Below are 15,839 nucleotides of genomic sequence, written 5' to 3' on the forward strand. Positions count from 1 at the left end.
GTCGTTGTGAAATAGAGGAATATAGAACTCATCATGTCACAACCTGTTTTAAAAGATCAAAAAATGTTTAAAAAAGTGGCATTTATCGGCTTGGGCTTAATCGGCTCAAGTTTGGCACGTGTCATGATTGCCGAACATTTAGCTGAAAATATTGTCGCATCTACACGTTCGAAAAAAACTTTGGAAGATGCTAAAGCTTTGGGCATTATTTCTGAGGGTTTTAGTGATCCTGCGGAAGCGGTGAAAGATGCTGATTTAGTCGTTTTAGCTTTGCCTGTACGTGCGACGCAAAAGGCTTTGGAAAGTATCAAACCGTATTTGTCTGAAAATGTCATCATTACCGATGTGGGCAGTACCAAAGGTAATGTGGTGGAAGCAGCCAAAGCAGTATTTGGTGAAAACTTACCTGTAGGTTTTGTTCCAGGACATCCGATTGCAGGCGCTGAACATACAGGTGTACATGCAGGTAAAGTCGATTTATTCGCCAATCACAAAGTGATTCTGACGCCATTACCAAGCAGTGCAGATTGGGCAGTCGAAAAGTTGATTCAACTGTGGCAAACCGCTAAAGCGGAAGTGATCTGTATGGATGTTGATAAGCACGATGAAGTACTTGCGCATACCAGTCATTTACCGCATCTGATGGCGTTTAACTTGGTTGAACAACTTGCCAATCGTGAAGATAATCTTGATATTTTCCGTTATGCCGCAGGTGGTTTTCGTGATTTCTCTCGGATTGCAGCCAGTGATCCGCAGATGTGGCACGATATTTTCTTTGCCAATAAAAAAGCTATTCTGAATGCAGTTGATGGTTTTGAAGCTCAACTCGCAACATTACGCCAACTCATTGAAAATGAAGATTCACAAGCATTGATGGGACTGCTTGGACATGCGCAAGCCGTACGTCAGCATTTCAATCACATGCTCGCCAATAAACCTTTGATGGAGAAAAATAAGGTGACACAACAATTTACCATTTTGCCGGGTGAGAAGACATTTAAAGGTAAATTTACCGTGCCAGGTGACAAATCAGTGTCACATCGTTCCATCATGTTTGGGGCGATTGCGGAAGGAACAACGCATGTGACAGGTTTCCTTGAAGGTGAAGATGCTTTAGCAACTTTACAGGCATTCCGTGATATGGGTGTAAGCATTGAAGGCCCGAAAAATGGCGAAGTGACCATTCATGGTGTGGGGATCAATGGTTTAAAAGCACCGAAAACTGCGCTGTATATGGGCAACTCAGGTACATCCATGCGTCTGCTTTCAGGCATGTTGTCTGCACAAGATTTTGATTCTGTGATGACAGGTGATGCGTCATTGTCTAAACGTCCGATGGAACGTATTGCCAAGCCTTTACGTGAAATGGGTGCACAAATTCAAAGCACAGGTGAACGTGGTACACCACCAATTTCGATCACAGGTGCGCAAGCGCTGAAAGGCATTCATTATGATTTGCCAATGGCATCGGCTCAGGTGAAATCAGGTATTTTGCTTGCAGGTTTGTGGGCAGAAGGTGAAACGTCTGTGACTGAACCTGAACCAACACGTGACCATACTGAGCGCATGCTTCGTGCATTTGGCTATGATGTCAAAACTGAAGGTAACCGTATTTCACTGCAAGGTGGTGGAAAATTAGTCGGTACTGAGATTCAGGTACCCTCTGATATTTCATCAGCAGCGTTCTTTATGGTGGGTGCAGCAATTACTGAGGGTTCAGATGTAACACTTGAAGCGGTAGGAATTAACCCAACGCGTACAGGTGTGATTGAAATCCTCAAGCAAATGGGTGCTGACTTAACGGTTGAGAATGAACGTGTTGCAGGTGGTGAACCGATTGCAGACATTCGTATTCGTGGTAGCCGTACATTGAAAGGTATTCACATGCCTGAAGACCAAGTGCCTTTAGCGATTGATGAATTTCCTGCATTGTTTATTGCTGCGGCATGTGCCGAAGGTCAAACGATTCTCACGGGTGCTGCTGAGCTGCGTGTGAAAGAATCTGATCGTATCCAAGTGATGGCTGATGGCTTAAAAACTATGGGCATCGACTGCACACCAACTGAAGATGGCATTATCATTGAAGGTAAAGGTAAATCAGGCGAGTGGGGCGCAATCTTCACGGGTGGTGAAATTGAGTCACATCATGACCACCGTATTGCGATGAGCTTCTCAATGGCAGGTCTGCGTAATTCAGAAGAAATTAAAATTGTTGGTACTGAAACAGTGGCAACAAGTTTCCCGACATTTACTCAACTTGCAACGCAAGCGGGTTTAAACATTCAAGTGGATGAATAACTGCTGACTGAGTAATTGGTCTAATTTTTGTATATTTGTTCGACAACAGCTAAGCTTTTGCTTGGCTGTTTTGTTTTTATTGCTTATTCTAAAACCATACAACTATAAAGCCTTTTGGATGAAGCAATGAGAACATTACAATTTACTGCGAACTGTGAAAATCATATTAAAAATGATGCTCAGGGCAATGCATGTCATGTCACTCAAGCCTATGTGACCGACTTATTATCGACACAACTTGTTGAGTATGGTTTTAAAACTGAATCAACAAGTTCAGAAGAAAACTTAGCAGTAAGTGTGGAAAATCATCCGATTGGTTTAGGTGTGAATTGTCGTTTAAATGATGATGGACTTTTGACTTGTCAAATTTCAGCACATGCTGATGAAGAACAAGTATGGTTTAAAAAGATTGCGACACAAAGTATGATCAAACAATTGGCAAACGCAGTAGAGAATACTTTAAAAAAAGATGAAGCCTTTAGCGGCTTTGAATGGAAAGCTTAAACAAAATTAGCTTAGGAGTGGCAAACTTATATTTGCCATTCCATTCACATATAAAATTAATCAATATGATTTAAAATTATTCTACTTTTAACCACGTCTGACTACGACCAACAGCAGAAACCCCTAAATAACCGCGTAAAAATAGCTTCTTCCCATTTGGGCTGACACGACCTTTGAGGCGGTAAATTTTACCTGAGACAGGGTCGATGATTCGCCCATCTGTATAATTCACTAGATCCGTTGTTTTTAAGCCTGAGATCACTTGCATTCCAATGATGGGTTTATTGGTATAAGGTGCAGGGCAGTTGGTACAAAATTCTTTTGGGGTATAACCTGGACGTGGTGTGGATTTTAGTGCCGTGCCAGAAAATGTACCATTACTTTGCTTTTCGATTTTCACCAGACCTTTGGCTTCACCAGTTTTATCATCAATGTAGCGCCATGTCCCTGTGATATCGTCTGCATATGCAATTGAACTGATACATACGATTGCCAATGTCCCAATAAGAGTTTTCATTATTCCCTACACCTAAGTTAAAATATTTTAATTGCATTAAAAATAGTTAAGATATTGATTATATAACTAAAGATGGATAATTTTATTCGCATAAAACGCCAATAATGAATGAATAATCAATTGAAATAGCAAGTAATAGGGTTGGGCTTAAAAAATTTAAGTGACACATGTAATTGTTGTTTAGTATTTAAGAGCGGAAATATTAAACAAGAATCGTGAATGAATAAAAGCAAGGTGAACATACTGTCAGTACATGGTAATGCTGAGTGCATTGTGACTTTGCTTTCACAAAGGTTTGCCTTGTGCAAGGTGATGGGTTGATTTGTGCTTAATTTTTTAAGCTGACCCGCTCGCTTTGCAAGCCACTACACTTTATTTTCAATCCTGTGTTGTGGAAATAAGGGATCTTGTACTCGCCCAGTATGTTCGAATTGGATTATAAACGGAAACTTTTCGATTTCTACATTTCAAGCAAATCAATTTGCCAATTCGTTGCTTGTATCAAGACATTTAAGTCACGGAGTTTGGCACTTATATCATCGGCTTGTTTTTGCAAGGATGATACGGTAATGACTTTGTGCCATTTAATTTCTCGCGAACTATAACGATCAGGTTCACGATTGGTATTGCTAATGGCTGAAGTTAATATTTTATGGCGTTCAACAAGTTCATCGCGTTGAGTGAGTAACGCAAGTAAAGAACGACCATCTGCTAGTTCTGCAGTTGCATTGGTCATGTGGATCGCTAAAACTAATTTTTGCGACTCTTGTGTCAAAGCAAAAACTTGTTTGAGTAAATCATTTGGGTCTTCGGATGGCTCGTCACCATCTTGTACCAATACATTGGCATTGATACGTTGCTTAAGTGAAGCAAGCTTCTTCTGCTGATCACTGCGTGTTAATAATGCTTCGGCAAGTTTCATTGTCTATCCTGATTTTTTAAACATATTCAAAATGTATAATTGATCAATGTTTTATTCGGAAATTTATCATTAGCGATTGATTCTACATAGAAATATATAAGAGCACTTATTACAGCATATCACACAAAGCATTCCATTTAAGTTATAAACTTTGCCGATATTCAATGCATAGATTTGCAATCTTTTATTTGGAAATATGTAGCGTGAGTTTTTGAAATTTTGGCTATTGAATTGAAAATATACTACTGAGATTTCTAGGTTTAGATATTTAAAGAGAATTCAGCTTCTCATTGGAAAAATTTCAGGTTGATGGAAATTTGAATATCCATCAACCTGTGTCATTTTTTTTCTTTACTGTGTTTAGGGTACTAATAAGAAACGTGAAATCGCAATTCTTAACTGTTTCAAATAACCGGTAAAGAAATGATTTGCACCTGGTAAAACCGTGATGATATGACGTTGTGGTTTCGCCCATTCCAACACATCACACAGTTTAGTGGTTGGATCAGCTTCACCGTGTACAAACAAAATATCCCCTTTAATCGCAGGGGTTTCATAGTGACGAACACCATCGACAGTCGCTGTAGGTAAGCCACATAAGATCACTTGTTTCGGTTTAATTTCATCAGGCAAGTGATAATAGGCTTTCGCCATGACATGCGCGCCAAAACTGAATCCACCGACATAGAAAGGTAGACTTTTGTGTAATTGCCGAACATGTTTGATAACAGCTAAAATATCGTCAGTTTCGCCAAAGCCTTCATCGTGAACACCTTCACTTTGACCTGAGCCACGGAAGCTTGGGCGATAAACGATGCAACCCTGTTCATTTAGGATTTGCGCAAGTAAAGCTGGAACTTTATGTTGAGGAGTACCACCTTGTAATGGATGGGGGTGACTAACGACAGCAAATCCTTTTACTTCGCCTACAGGGTAATCAACAAATACTTCGATTTTGCCGACCACGCCTTGAATGAACATTTGTTCGGACATAATTTAAACGATCAGAGCAGGGAAGTGGTATAGTTTAGCGATTTTGTTCACAGAAAACACGAATTGGATTTAAAATAATCCGACTGTTATAGTTTGATTAGTTATTTTTTGATCAGGAAAACCATGCTCGCCTTAATTTCCCCTGCTAAGACGCTCGATTACGAAACTGCACTTCCGACTGATGTGCATACTCTACCAAGACTACTCGACCAATCTCAACAGCTTATAGACCTAAGTCGTAAGCTTTCGGCATCGGAAATTGCAAAATTGATGACGGTAAGTGAAAAAATTGCCAATCTAAATGTAGAGAGATTCCGTGATTGGAATGCTGACTTTAGTTTTGCCAATGCACGTCAGGCGATTTTTGCATTTAAAGGTGATGTTTACACAGGTTTGGATGCTTATAGTCTGTCTGAAGATGAGCTGAAATTCGCCCAAAATCATTTGCGTAGTTTGTCAGGATTGTATGGTTTATTACGTCCATTGGATTTGATGATGCCGTATCGTTTGGAAATGGGTATTCGTTTGAAAAATGATCGTGGTACAAATCTTTATGATTTTTGGGAAGATCGAATTACCAATTTAATTAACCAAGATTTAGAGCAAGCAGGCTCAAAAGTACTGGTGAATATTGCGTCTGATGAATATTATAAGTCAGTCAGAGAAGCCAAAATTAATGCAGAAATTATCAAACCTGTATTCTTGGATCAGAAAAATGGCAAATATAAAGTTATCAGTTTTTATGCCAAAAAAGCCCGTGGTTTAATGGCGCGTTACATCATTCAAAATAAATTGGAAAAGTTAGATGATTTAAAGTCGTTTAATACCGATGGTTATTATTTTGATGCGGAAAGCTCAATTCAAGGTGAGTTGGTGTTTAAACGTGATGAGCAAGTGGCTTAACTAAATGAATTAAAATGAATAAGGATTGTGTCCAATGCAAAATTTTACCAATCAATTTCTGCAATATTGGGCGCAATTCTCAACTGAATTAAATATTCCAAAAAATCAGTCCGAATCATTATTTTAGATACTTTCATTCTCTTATTCACAAAATTATTATCATACACATCAGCATATTATTGAATGTCTTGAATTATTTCACCAAATTAAAGACCGATTAGAAGATCCAATCGCTATTGAATTGGCAATTTGGTTTCATGATGTGGTTTACAATCCCCAAGCCTCAGACAATGAAGAACAAAGTGCAAAACTCATGCAAAAGCATTGCGAGGGTATACTTAAAAAAGAAAAGCTGGAAAAAGTTGCGCAATGGATTATTGCCACAAAAAAACATCACCCCTCAAAAGATCATGATTTAAATTATTTACTGGATATAGACCTCGCAATTTTAGGTAGTTTTCCACAACGTTTTGCGGAATATGAACAACAGATTCAACAAGAATATTCATGGGTTGAGCCTGAAATGTATAAGATAAAAAGGGCAGAGGTTTTAAAGCATTTTTATCAGATGAAGCCTTTGTATCAAACTGAATATTTTAGAGATTTGTTGGAAGAACATGCGAAAAGAAATCTTTCTTTAATCGGCTAATTCATTGATAAGCAGGTCACACGTGAATATTAGATTAGATTTTTGAATTTCGCTGACAGATTTGGACGTCGATGTAGGTTACTATTCCAAGTTCATCATTGTACAGCTCAAATACACAGCTAAGATTCTAAAAAGACGTCACGATTCTCAGCTATAATCAAACCACTTTAAAATTTTTGGATGATACTATGCGCGGTCTTTACCTCATCACCAACGATGACCCTTTAGAATTATTACTGGCAAAATTGGAAGGGGCAATGGCAAATGGCGGCATCGCTGTGTTGCAATATCGTCGTAAAAAAGTCGCAAAAGAAGATCAAATTTACGAAGTGGAATATATGAAAGCCATGTGTGCAGAATATGGTGTGCCATTCGTAATTAACGATGATCTTGAAATGGCAGTCAAATATGGCGTTGGTGTACACTTAGGACAAGGTGATGGCTCTATTGTTGAAGCTGTAGCACAATTACCAAATAATGTTTTGATTGGACGTAGTTGTAATAACTCTTTGGAATTGGCTGAACAAGCGATTGCAGATGGTGCAAATTACGTGGCGTTTGGTGCAATCTATGCAACAGATACTAAACCAGAAGCAGGGAATATTGGTTTAGAAACTTTAAAACAAGCCAAAGCTCAACTTCATGTACCGATTTGTGCAATTGGTGGCTTAACTGTTGAAAATTCAAAAAATGTGATTGAGTCAGGTGCAGATTATTGTGCTGTGATTAGTGATATATTAGGTCGTCCAATGAATGCCATTCCTGAACGTTTGGATGAATGGTCTGCGCTTTTTGATACTACAGCATAAATATGTATTGGGTATTATCGTAATAGTATTAAAGTTTTTGGTTGAATTTTAGAAAGGGTAAATTTATGAGCTTATCTCCAAAGCAAGAACAATTGTTTAAACAAGCCAGCAAACATATTCCAGGTGGTGTGAATTCACCTGTACGTGCGTTTAATGGTGTGGGTGGTACGCCAGTATTTATCGAAAAAGCCAAAGGGGCTTATTTATACGATGTCGATGGTAAACGCTATGTCGACTATGTCGGTTCTTGGGGACCAATGATCTTAGGTCATGCGCATCCTGAAATTATCAAAGCAGTTCAAGAAGCAGCAGTGGATGGCTTGAGTTTTGGTGCGCCAACAGTTCACGAAACTACTTTAGCGGATATTATCTGTGAAATTGTACCCTCAATTGAATTGGTTCGTATGACCAACTCAGGTACTGAAGCAACCATGACCGCGATTCGTTTGGCGCGTGGTTATACAGGTCGTGACATGATTGTGAAATTTGAAGGTTGTTATCACGGTCATTCAGATTCACTTTTAGTGAAAGCGGGTTCAGGTATGCTAACCATGGGCGAGCCGACCTCTAAAGGTGTACCTGCGGATTTTGCGAAGCATACATTGACTCTCCCATACAACGATATTGACGCTGTAAAAGCATGTTTTGCTAAGTTTGGTAATGAAATTGCAGGTGTGATTGTTGAACCTGTTGCTGGCAATATGAACCTTGTAAAACCAATCCAAGGTTTCTTAGAAACAATTCGTGAGCAATGTGATCAATATAAATCAGTGTTTATTATTGATGAAGTGATGACAGGTTTCCGTGTTGCATTGGGCGGTGCGCAAGCGTATTACAATGTAAAACCTGATTTGACTACATTAGGTAAAATCATCGGTGCAGGGCTTCCTGTCGGTGCATTTGGTGGTAAACGTGAAATCATGGAATGCATTGCACCTTTAGGTGGTGTGTATCAGGCAGGGACTTTGTCAGGTAATCCATTGGCAATGCGTGCTGGGATCAAAATGTTTGAAACCTTGCGTCAACCAAATTTTTATACAAATTTATCAGCAACATTAGATAAATTGCTAAAAGGTTTACAAGCTGCTGCGGATGAAGCGGGCATTCCATTCTTCACACAACAAGCGGGTGGTTTGTTTGGTATTTATTTCACTGATCAAACTGAAATTACCAGTTTTGACCATATCCTAAAATGTGATGTTGACGCATTCCGTAAATTCTTCCACGGTATGTTGCAACGTGGTGTAAACCTTGCACCATCTGCATTTGAAGCAGGCTTCATTTCGGCTGCCCATAGTGTTGAAGATATTCAGTTCACTATTGATATGGCGAAAGAAGTTTTTGCGGAAATGAAATAAAAGTCTACTGATTTTGATCATCACTCCATTTAAAATGAGCTCGTAGTTCGCTACGGGCTTTTTTATTTCAAATAGGATTTTGAGAATGAAGACCAAACATTATTTAAGCTTGGCTGATGCTGAATTTTTGTTAAATCAAGCGTATCAATATGCAGTAGAACATGCGTTTAATGTCAGTATTTGTATTGTCGATGAAACGGGCAATTTATTAGCGATGAAGCGTATGGATGGGGCTTCGCCCATGACTGCAAATTTGGCTGTAGAAAAAGCCAAATGTTCTGCAATCAGCCGTCGTCCATCAGCTGTGTTTGAAAATTTGATTAAAAACGGTCAAATGGGTTTTCTGACCATGGATTCCTTTTCTGGAATGCTGGAAGGTGGTGAACCGATTTTGTATGACGGACAATTGGTTGGTGCTATTGGCGTTTCAGGTGTGAAATCTTTTCAGGATGCCGAAATCGCTCAATTTGCAATTGAAAATTTTTTAGCGCAATTTGTATAAAGTTACTGATTTTTGATTTAAAGACAGAAAAATTGGATTAAGATCAGCTTTTGTCATCCTATGATATGAAATAAAACAATGAAAACACCGCTGATCCGTTCGAAAAAACTGAGTGATTTAAACAGCTGTAATATTTGGTTGAAAATGGAATCTGCACAAGTCACAGGTTCTTTCAAAGAAAGAAGTATTGGTCAAGCATGTCAAAAGTATGCTCAGCAAGGTGCAAAAAAGTTTATTAGTTCATCGGGCGGAAATGCAGGAATTTCAGTTGCGTATATGGGCAATATGCTCAAGATTCCTGTCACAGTTGTTGTCCCTAAAACGACATCGCAACAAGCCATTGATTTGATACGACAAGAAAATGCTGAGGTAATTGTGCATGGCGATTCTTGGGTGGACGCAAATGATCTTGCCTTAAGCTTTGTCAATTCAGAAGCAATTTATATTCATCCTTTTGATCATCCATATTTGTGGGAAGGCGTTGCTAAAATCATAGATGAAGTAATCGAAGATGGTGTCCAACCTGATGCTGTGATTTTATCTGTCGGTGGTGGGAGTTTATTGTCTGGCATTAGTCAAGGTTTAAAAAATCATGGATTAGATGTGCCAATTTATGCGGTTGAAACTGAGGGAACAGCATCACTGAATACCGCGATGAAAGCCAAACAACATATTCAACTCGATCAGGTCACAGGTATTGCCACGACGCTTGCTGCAAAACAAGTCTGCGCAAATGCTTTTCATATTTCCCAAAATGAGCAAGTCATGGGTTTAACTGTTTCAGACCAAGAAGCACTTTCGGCATGTTTCAACTTTTTGGACGATCATCGAACTTTGGTTGAGCCTGCTTGTGGAGCGACACTATCGGTGCTGTATGGTCAGAAGATTGACTTTGAACCTACTGCAAATGTTTTGGTGATCGTGTGTGGAGGGGCATCCATTGGTTTGCAGAAACTTCTACAATTTGCAGAAGATTTAGCGGTGTAAATGTATACAGAAATTATATACTAACCTTAAGCATTTACTTTTAAAAACAAAGCGCACATTAAAAATACAATAAGTTAAGAACAAGTACTTAACTTATTGAAAATAAATTATAAGCGATAGAACTGTTTGGCATTGTGATGGAATACTTTTTCCAAAGCCATTTCATCATATTGCTGCACAATATCACTAAAGGCATCAATGATATTGACCAGACTGGTATTGACTCGATCCATCGGAAAATTTGAAGCAAACATCACACGATATGTCCCAAAACTTTCCAATGCATGCAGAATCAAAGGAGAAACAAGGTCAATAATTTGCTGCTTTGAAGCCAATTGCTTCTTCTTATAAAATTGATGACCTAAAATAGGCATAAATAAGCCTGACATTTTCGTATAGACATTCGGACATGTCGATAATTCAGCAATATAGTCTTGCCATTGATAAAAAAATATTTTCACGCGCCGTTTGAGTGAGCCCTGTATTTTGCCCCACTTTTCCAAATAGTCCTGCTGGTGTGCCCAAATGATCTAAAACAATGGATGTTTCAGGAAATCTTTTTGCCAGCGCAATTACATCTGGAATTTGTTGTGAATAAACCCATGCATCAAAGCTGAGATTGTGTTGCGCGAGTTGCTCAAAACCTTTTAGAAATTTTTTATCGGTATACAAACTTGGGTTTTCTGTCCAATTGTGAATGCCTTTATCTTCATGATATGAAGCCATCCGACGTATACCACGCAAATGCGGCGAGGCTTTTTGATGTAATTTGAGGATCTTTTTAAAATTACTGTCACAAGGATCAGCTGTTGCAACAATCCCACCGAGTTTTACTGTGTCTTCACCAAATGGAAGTGATTCAATAAATTCAGTTTCGCCTACAACACCTTTACCTTTGTGTTTTGCCCAACTGGCTTCGATATGAACCACTTGTTCCACATGATATTGTCCAAGATCATTTTTATAATCTTGAGGTAAATAAGGGCGAGTAATATGCGAGGTCAACCCAATGGTTTCAATCAAATCTTTAGATTTGACTAAACGAACTATTTTATCCAATAGATAAGGACGTTTACCTAAAAGTTTGACCGCAAGTGCAGCGGCATGTGGGGTATTGTAGGGATCCCATTGATGAATATGTGGGTCAATAATGGCGAAGTCTAATTTTTGCATATAACGTCCAAATTGTTATTTCTTATCAAATAAATACAATACCTTATTTTTGTAAATTGTGAATGTAGTGAGTTGTTAAATTTTATGCATTATCTTTTTATTGATTGATGTTACGCACTTTAAAAAACAAAGCACCTTTCAAATTGTTTTAGGGCACACTCGGCGGAGTCGCACATCGAAAGTTTTAATTTCAGGGTTAGCCTGCGGCTCGCCCTACTTTTTTTTCGGAAAAAGTAGGCAAAACCATTGTCATCCGCAGAACTCGCCAACTCACGTCAAAATATTGAATATATCGCAGAAACATTTATAGTCAGAAGTAGTCTTGCCTCAGACAAATGCGGATGACGTTATCGCGTATCCACTTTGTATCTAGGTACAATCTACAATTTTGATATGACTACGCAACATCAGTTATAGAAATAAAAATACGCGCGATCTTATTCAGACCGCGCGTATTTAAAACCATAATTTTGATTTAAATCAATCAGTGTTTATGGTCATCGTGATCATGCTTGTGAGTATGAAAATCTTCATTTTTACGGAAACGTAAATAGTTTTCAAACTGTTCACAATATTCGTCGTAATTATCTTCAAGCATCATTTGAAATTGTTGCAATACATAAGACATCACTTGTTCTTTTGCATCACGCATTTCATCGCCATCTTTAAAGGTGTTAGCAGCAACCCAAGTATTAAAACGTGCAGTTGCAAATAACATCGCGGCACTGACTTGACCACGTAATTCTTCAGGGTTTGGCTGTTGCCCTTTTGGTGGACGGCAAAATTCATTGGCTTGTTTAATAAATTCATCAGCACGCTCAAAAAAAACAGCATTTAAAGCTTCTTCTTCGGTGACATCAGTAGCATCGATTTTTTGAGACATGACTTTTCCACATAGCGTATTTCATTGGTTGGGTATTATAGGCAATCTATGCCTGACAATCCATTAACTAAAAGACTGCTTTACGTCCTCATCATCTTCCGTTTTTGGAAAATATGTTTCAAAATTATCTGCATATTCATCTAGATTATTTTCCAGCATGCTTTTAAATTGTTCCATGTAATAATCTAAAATGACTTGGCGATCTTTGATAAAATCTGAAGCTTCACGATATGAACACGCTGCATTCCAGACACTATAACGTGCATTTGCAAACATGAATGATGCACTTACATTTCCAGGTTCAGCAGTCAAATGTGTCACTTGATGAGTAGAATCGGCAAAGTTATTCGCTACAGCAATGAATTCATCTGCGCGCTCGAAAAATTGATCTTCAGCTTCAGCATTTTCACTATCTTCATATAAATCATCATTATTAGACATCATATTTCCTTAAAGAGATGTTGTTTCAATACGCTGACTATAGCATACTCAAAATAGCCTAAGCATTATAATTACTTAAGGAGTAAATCATGCAGGATGCGATTGCCATACAAAGTCTAAAAAGTGATATTGCTTTATTACGACAAAATATTTGGCCGCCTTCAAATTTAGCCCATGTTGAAGGTTTACCGATTTATTATGGTTCAAAATCAGAGGTGGATACTTATTATCGACAATGGATAGGTCTGATTGAAAGGGCACAAGAATTGTTTCAACCTTTTATGGAAGACGAAGTCTTGGATGCGATTCAGCTACCGAGCCATTTAAATTTACCATTGTTCTTTTTTCATGTAGACCGTATTCGTATCAATAAAACACGGGCAAAAGAGTCGAAAACGTTTCGTGGAATTGCATCACTGCTTGAAAAGTGTGGTCAATTTAAACCTGAACAAATTTTAAAAATGACCCATTGGCTGAATAGTGATGATACAGCTGCATTGGTTGCGCATCGTGAATTTATTGATTTAAGAACTTATATTTTTCAACATGGTGCAAGTGAATATACCCGTACTCGTTTTTATGTGAATGGTTTGATTTTAAGTACAGAAAAAGATTTTGAATTGGTTGATGCACGAGATAAGCCACGTAAACAACGCAATGATAGTTATAGTGATCCACTTGCGGATAATGAGGTTTGGAAAGTTTTTGGAAAATATCGGTAAAATTGCTGTGAATAAACAGGCAGATTTAACTGGCAAGTGTGATATTAAAAAGGTCAGATTGAGAAATTTAATCTGACCTTCACACTGTGTGTTTAAAATTTCAAATAATTGCTTTCGATTGTTTCTGAAGCAACCTCATTATAAAATTCACAATTATTGTATTTTAAATGCTCTAGATCTTTTTTGAATTTTACTTTTTCATCTTCATCAAAAGATTCAACAATACTCTCAAGGCTATTAATTTTGTCATTAATATTATAATAGATTCCACCTCTAAAATACTCAACAAAGCGGCGAACGCCGTTATATTCAATAATACCGTAGTCTGATATATAGTTATTATCTTTTTCAAAAAAACCTGTGATATTGAACATATTCACGATGAAAGATGTTGGTGAGTTTTTTAATTCACTCCAACTTTCAATATCATATTCATGTGTAGATGTTTGGCTTAGCAAACTAATATCTGTGCGAATAAATGGAATATTAGATTCTTCAGTAATGACGCTAAAACACTTCGATCCAGCTGGAAAGGTGGTTTCATTTTGCCTTTTGAACCAATTGTACATGGCTGTACCAACTATACTATTGACCAATTTCCAATCTTGATAACTGGTCATGATATTGAATTGTTCATTAAATACATTATTGAGTACTTTTTGTCCTGATATATCTATGGTTCTAATCTTTTTTGTGAAAATTAAATCAGCTGTATTTAACTGAGTTGTATATGGTGTATACGTAATTTCTGTATCAGATTTCTTTAAAATATTGCCAATTTGAGTGCCATATTTTGTCGAAGTTTGATTGTTATGATAAATACCCATTGGGCTAAAATATAATGGATCTAATGGTTTGTATAATGATTCAGCTGTATTTATTATTTGGTTATATACGTTTCCATTTTCAATAGTCAAAGTTTCTTTTTGAAAACTAACACTGTCAAAACCAGTCGCTGTATAGTTGCTCCATGTTCCATTATTGTTTTTTGGAGTTGTATTTACAGGTGCTTGTTGCGGTTCTATAGAAGCTTGTGCTTGGTTAGTAGCTAAGTTTTGATTATCATTGTTTGGATTGTTGGATCCTGAACCTCCACCACCGCCACAAGCTGTAAGTGTTAAACAAGATACGATGATGGAAGATAATATTTTAACATTCATTGTGTCACTAATTATTTTAATAGTGTGATGTAATTATCATAATAAAAAATACACTAGAATTTTGAGAACACAATATTAATGTGATATTCGTCACATTGTTTAATTTTGGCTAAAATAAAGAAAAAATAAAGAATAAGGAAAATTTTTTCATTTTCATTAATTTTTTTCTAGTTAAAGTTTATTGTTGTTAAGTTGTTCTAAATTTAAACACGGAATTATGAGTGAATTTGATTTTGTAAAATTATGTTACTATAGAATTTTATTATAAAACTAATGACTAATATTATTCTATCAGTGAAGTTAATGCCTACTAATAAATACGAGATTAGTAGGCATTGGAATTTAATTAACGAACGGCATCAATTGCGACACTCGCTGTTTTGTTAAATAAGGCACATTCAGTTTTTAACCCTTTTAAATAAGCATCTTGAACTTGAGCCTCGGGACTATTTTTTCCAAACTCTTGAACTGCATCATCTAAATCTCTTTCATACTCAGCAATATGCTCGGCTAGAGTATAGTAAGTGCCTTTTTTATTAAATTCGGCAGAATAATAATTAGCGCCAATTTTCGTTGTAGCTTCAGATTCTAGATAGTAGTCTAAATCTGTAGCTAAATATAAAGGATAATTCCCCATAGAGATTGTTTTATATCCACCATCAAAATATGAATTTGGCTCATATATTGATGAGTCATATGTTAAGTCAACATAGGCAAAATCATTATTACTTGATGAAGATACTGATCTTAAACAAGTCGAACCCTCAGGAAAGGTTTTCCCTTGTAGCTTTTGTACATAATAAGCAGGATAGCTTCCTACTTCTGATTTCAATGCATTATTGAGACCTGCATAATGTTCGAAACCACTTAGGTATTCACTAATTGACTTACCAGCTAGATTTACTTTTTCAAATTTCTCAGTCAGCTGTAGTGCTGTATTTCCACTATTTGACTGTGGTGTATAAGTCCATACGGTATCAGTGTATGAAGTAAACTTACCAAAATTATAACCAAGTTC

General features: G+C 37.2%; 15 protein-coding genes and 2 pseudogenes. 9 read left to right on the plus strand and 8 right to left on the minus strand.

The features are described 5' to 3' along the window. Nucleotides 1-33 precede the first annotated feature (33 nt). Both EXE10_RS08345 and EXE10_RS08350 read left to right on the plus strand, forming a co-directional pair. A complete protein-coding gene (locus EXE10_RS08345) occupies nucleotides 34-2,298 on the plus strand; it encodes a bifunctional prephenate dehydrogenase/3-phosphoshikimate 1-carboxyvinyltransferase (RefSeq protein WP_130113049.1) in 2,265 nt (754 codons plus the stop codon). A 126-nt stretch (nucleotides 2,299-2,424) separates the two neighbouring features. Next, nucleotides 2,425-2,802, plus strand: coding sequence for a hypothetical protein (locus tag EXE10_RS08350; protein ID WP_130113050.1), 378 nt, complete (start codon nucleotides 2,425-2,427; stop codon nucleotides 2,800-2,802). A 76-nt stretch (nucleotides 2,803-2,878) separates the two neighbouring features. Here the strand turns inward: EXE10_RS08350 and EXE10_RS08355 are convergent, their stop codons facing one another. The 3 genes from EXE10_RS08355 to EXE10_RS08365 form a co-directional block, all read right to left on the minus strand. Continuing rightward, nucleotides 2,879-3,319, minus strand: a complete 441-nt coding sequence (locus tag EXE10_RS08355; protein ID WP_068972814.1) for a DUF2147 domain-containing protein — start codon at nucleotides 3,317-3,319, stop codon at nucleotides 2,879-2,881. A gap of 460 nt (nucleotides 3,320-3,779) precedes the next feature. Beyond that, nucleotides 3,780-4,241 (minus strand): DIP1984 family protein, encoded by a 462-nt coding sequence (locus EXE10_RS08360; RefSeq protein ID WP_130113051.1) that lies wholly within the window; start codon nucleotides 4,239-4,241, stop codon nucleotides 3,780-3,782. 360 nt (nucleotides 4,242-4,601) lie between these two features. After that, nucleotides 4,602-5,234, minus strand: coding sequence for an alpha/beta hydrolase (locus EXE10_RS08365; protein ID WP_068972822.1), 633 nt, complete (start codon nucleotides 5,232-5,234; stop codon nucleotides 4,602-4,604). Between the two features lie 123 nt (nucleotides 5,235-5,357). Here EXE10_RS08365 and yaaA point away from each other — a divergent pair, with 123 nt between their 5' ends. The 6 genes and pseudogenes from yaaA (at nucleotide 5,358) to EXE10_RS08395 (ending at nucleotide 10,442) form a co-directional block, all read left to right on the plus strand. Beyond that, nucleotides 5,358-6,137 (plus strand): peroxide stress protein YaaA, encoded by a 780-nt coding sequence (yaaA, locus tag EXE10_RS08370; protein ID WP_130113052.1) that lies wholly within the window; start codon nucleotides 5,358-5,360, stop codon nucleotides 6,135-6,137. 34 nt (nucleotides 6,138-6,171) lie between these two features. Beyond that, nucleotides 6,172-6,786 (plus strand): annotated as a pseudogene (locus EXE10_RS08375) (metal-dependent hydrolase). 188 nt (nucleotides 6,787-6,974) lie between these two features. Continuing rightward, nucleotides 6,975-7,595, plus strand: a complete 621-nt coding sequence (gene thiE, locus EXE10_RS08380) for a thiamine phosphate synthase (protein WP_130113053.1) — start codon at nucleotides 6,975-6,977, stop codon at nucleotides 7,593-7,595. Between the two features lie 65 nt (nucleotides 7,596-7,660). Beyond that, on the plus strand, nucleotides 7,661-8,953 hold the full coding sequence (gene hemL, locus EXE10_RS08385) for a glutamate-1-semialdehyde 2,1-aminomutase (protein ID WP_130113054.1): 1,293 nt from the start codon (nucleotides 7,661-7,663) through the stop codon (nucleotides 8,951-8,953). Between the two features lie 85 nt (nucleotides 8,954-9,038). Continuing rightward, complete coding sequence (locus EXE10_RS08390) at nucleotides 9,039-9,455, plus strand: GlcG/HbpS family heme-binding protein (protein ID WP_130113055.1); 417 nt, start codon at nucleotides 9,039-9,041, stop codon at nucleotides 9,453-9,455. A 78-nt stretch (nucleotides 9,456-9,533) separates the two neighbouring features. Next, entirely contained in the window at nucleotides 9,534-10,442 is a 909-nt protein-coding gene (locus EXE10_RS08395; protein ID WP_130113056.1) for a pyridoxal-phosphate dependent enzyme, read from the plus strand. A gap of 107 nt (nucleotides 10,443-10,549) precedes the next feature. On the opposite strand, the pseudogene EXE10_RS08400 reads toward EXE10_RS08395, so the two are convergent. The 3 genes and pseudogenes from EXE10_RS08400 to EXE10_RS08415 all read right to left on the minus strand — a co-directional run bounded on the left by EXE10_RS08400 (nucleotide 10,550) and on the right by EXE10_RS08415 (nucleotide 12,939). Continuing rightward, nucleotides 10,550-11,615 (minus strand): annotated as a pseudogene (locus tag EXE10_RS08400) (amidohydrolase family protein). A 484-nt stretch (nucleotides 11,616-12,099) separates the two neighbouring features. Continuing rightward, nucleotides 12,100-12,498, minus strand: coding sequence for a DUF3144 domain-containing protein (locus EXE10_RS08410; RefSeq protein WP_087553988.1), 399 nt, complete (start codon nucleotides 12,496-12,498; stop codon nucleotides 12,100-12,102). Nucleotides 12,499-12,561: 63 nt separating this feature from the next. Beyond that, the gene (locus EXE10_RS08415) at nucleotides 12,562-12,939 is read right to left on the minus strand and encodes a DUF3144 domain-containing protein (protein ID WP_130113057.1); all 378 of its coding nucleotides are present in this window, start codon (nucleotides 12,937-12,939) and stop codon (nucleotides 12,562-12,564) included. A gap of 89 nt (nucleotides 12,940-13,028) precedes the next feature. On the opposite strand from EXE10_RS08415, the gene EXE10_RS08420 reads away from it, so the two are divergent. Further along, nucleotides 13,029-13,661 (plus strand): hypothetical protein, encoded by a 633-nt coding sequence (locus EXE10_RS08420; protein WP_130113058.1) that lies wholly within the window; start codon nucleotides 13,029-13,031, stop codon nucleotides 13,659-13,661. Nucleotides 13,662-13,753: 92 nt separating this feature from the next. Here EXE10_RS08420 and EXE10_RS08425 read toward each other — a convergent pair whose 3' ends face one another. Continuing rightward, the gene (locus EXE10_RS08425) at nucleotides 13,754-14,821 is read right to left on the minus strand and encodes a hypothetical protein (protein ID WP_130113059.1); all 1,068 of its coding nucleotides are present in this window, start codon (nucleotides 14,819-14,821) and stop codon (nucleotides 13,754-13,756) included. Between the two features lie 346 nt (nucleotides 14,822-15,167). Next, on the minus strand, nucleotides 15,168-15,839 hold a 672-nt coding region (locus EXE10_RS21465; RefSeq protein WP_165383006.1), incomplete at its 5' end, for a hypothetical protein.

The sequence above is a fragment of the Acinetobacter sp. WCHAc060033 genome (assembly GCF_004209125.1).
GTDB classification, from domain to species: Bacteria; Pseudomonadota; Gammaproteobacteria; order Pseudomonadales; family Moraxellaceae; genus Acinetobacter; species Acinetobacter wuhouensis.

What these genes read in the sequence shown, in the direction of transcription:
- EXE10_RS08360 (WP_130113051.1), bottom strand. Translation starts at nt 4,241, where the DNA reads ATGAAACTTGCCGAAGCATTATTAACACGCAGTGATCAGCAGAAGAAG.
- EXE10_RS08395 (WP_130113056.1), top strand. Translation starts at nt 9,534, where the DNA reads ATGAAAACACCGCTGATCCGTTCGAAAAAACTGAGTGATTTAAACAGC.
- yaaA (WP_130113052.1), top strand. Translation starts at nt 5,358, where the DNA reads ATGCTCGCCTTAATTTCCCCTGCTAAGACGCTCGATTACGAAACTGCA.
- hemL (WP_130113054.1), top strand. Translation starts at nt 7,661, where the DNA reads ATGAGCTTATCTCCAAAGCAAGAACAATTGTTTAAACAAGCCAGCAAA.
- EXE10_RS08410 (WP_087553988.1), bottom strand. Translation starts at nt 12,498, where the DNA reads ATGTCTCAAAAAATCGATGCTACTGATGTCACCGAAGAAGAAGCTTTA.
- EXE10_RS08390 (WP_130113055.1), top strand. Translation starts at nt 9,039, where the DNA reads ATGAAGACCAAACATTATTTAAGCTTGGCTGATGCTGAATTTTTGTTA.
- EXE10_RS08365 (WP_068972822.1), bottom strand. Translation starts at nt 5,234, where the DNA reads ATGTCCGAACAAATGTTCATTCAAGGCGTGGTCGGCAAAATCGAAGTA.
- EXE10_RS08420 (WP_130113058.1), top strand. Translation starts at nt 13,029, where the DNA reads ATGCAGGATGCGATTGCCATACAAAGTCTAAAAAGTGATATTGCTTTA.
- thiE (WP_130113053.1), top strand. Translation starts at nt 6,975, where the DNA reads ATGCGCGGTCTTTACCTCATCACCAACGATGACCCTTTAGAATTATTA.
- EXE10_RS08425 (WP_130113059.1), bottom strand. Translation starts at nt 14,821, where the DNA reads ATGAATGTTAAAATATTATCTTCCATCATCGTATCTTGTTTAACACTT.
- EXE10_RS08345 (WP_130113049.1), top strand. Translation starts at nt 34, where the DNA reads ATGTCACAACCTGTTTTAAAAGATCAAAAAATGTTTAAAAAAGTGGCA.
- EXE10_RS08415 (WP_130113057.1), bottom strand. Translation starts at nt 12,939, where the DNA reads ATGTCTAATAATGATGATTTATATGAAGATAGTGAAAATGCTGAAGCT.
- EXE10_RS08355 (WP_068972814.1), bottom strand. Translation starts at nt 3,319, where the DNA reads ATGAAAACTCTTATTGGGACATTGGCAATCGTATGTATCAGTTCAATT.
- EXE10_RS08350 (WP_130113050.1), top strand. Translation starts at nt 2,425, where the DNA reads ATGAGAACATTACAATTTACTGCGAACTGTGAAAATCATATTAAAAAT.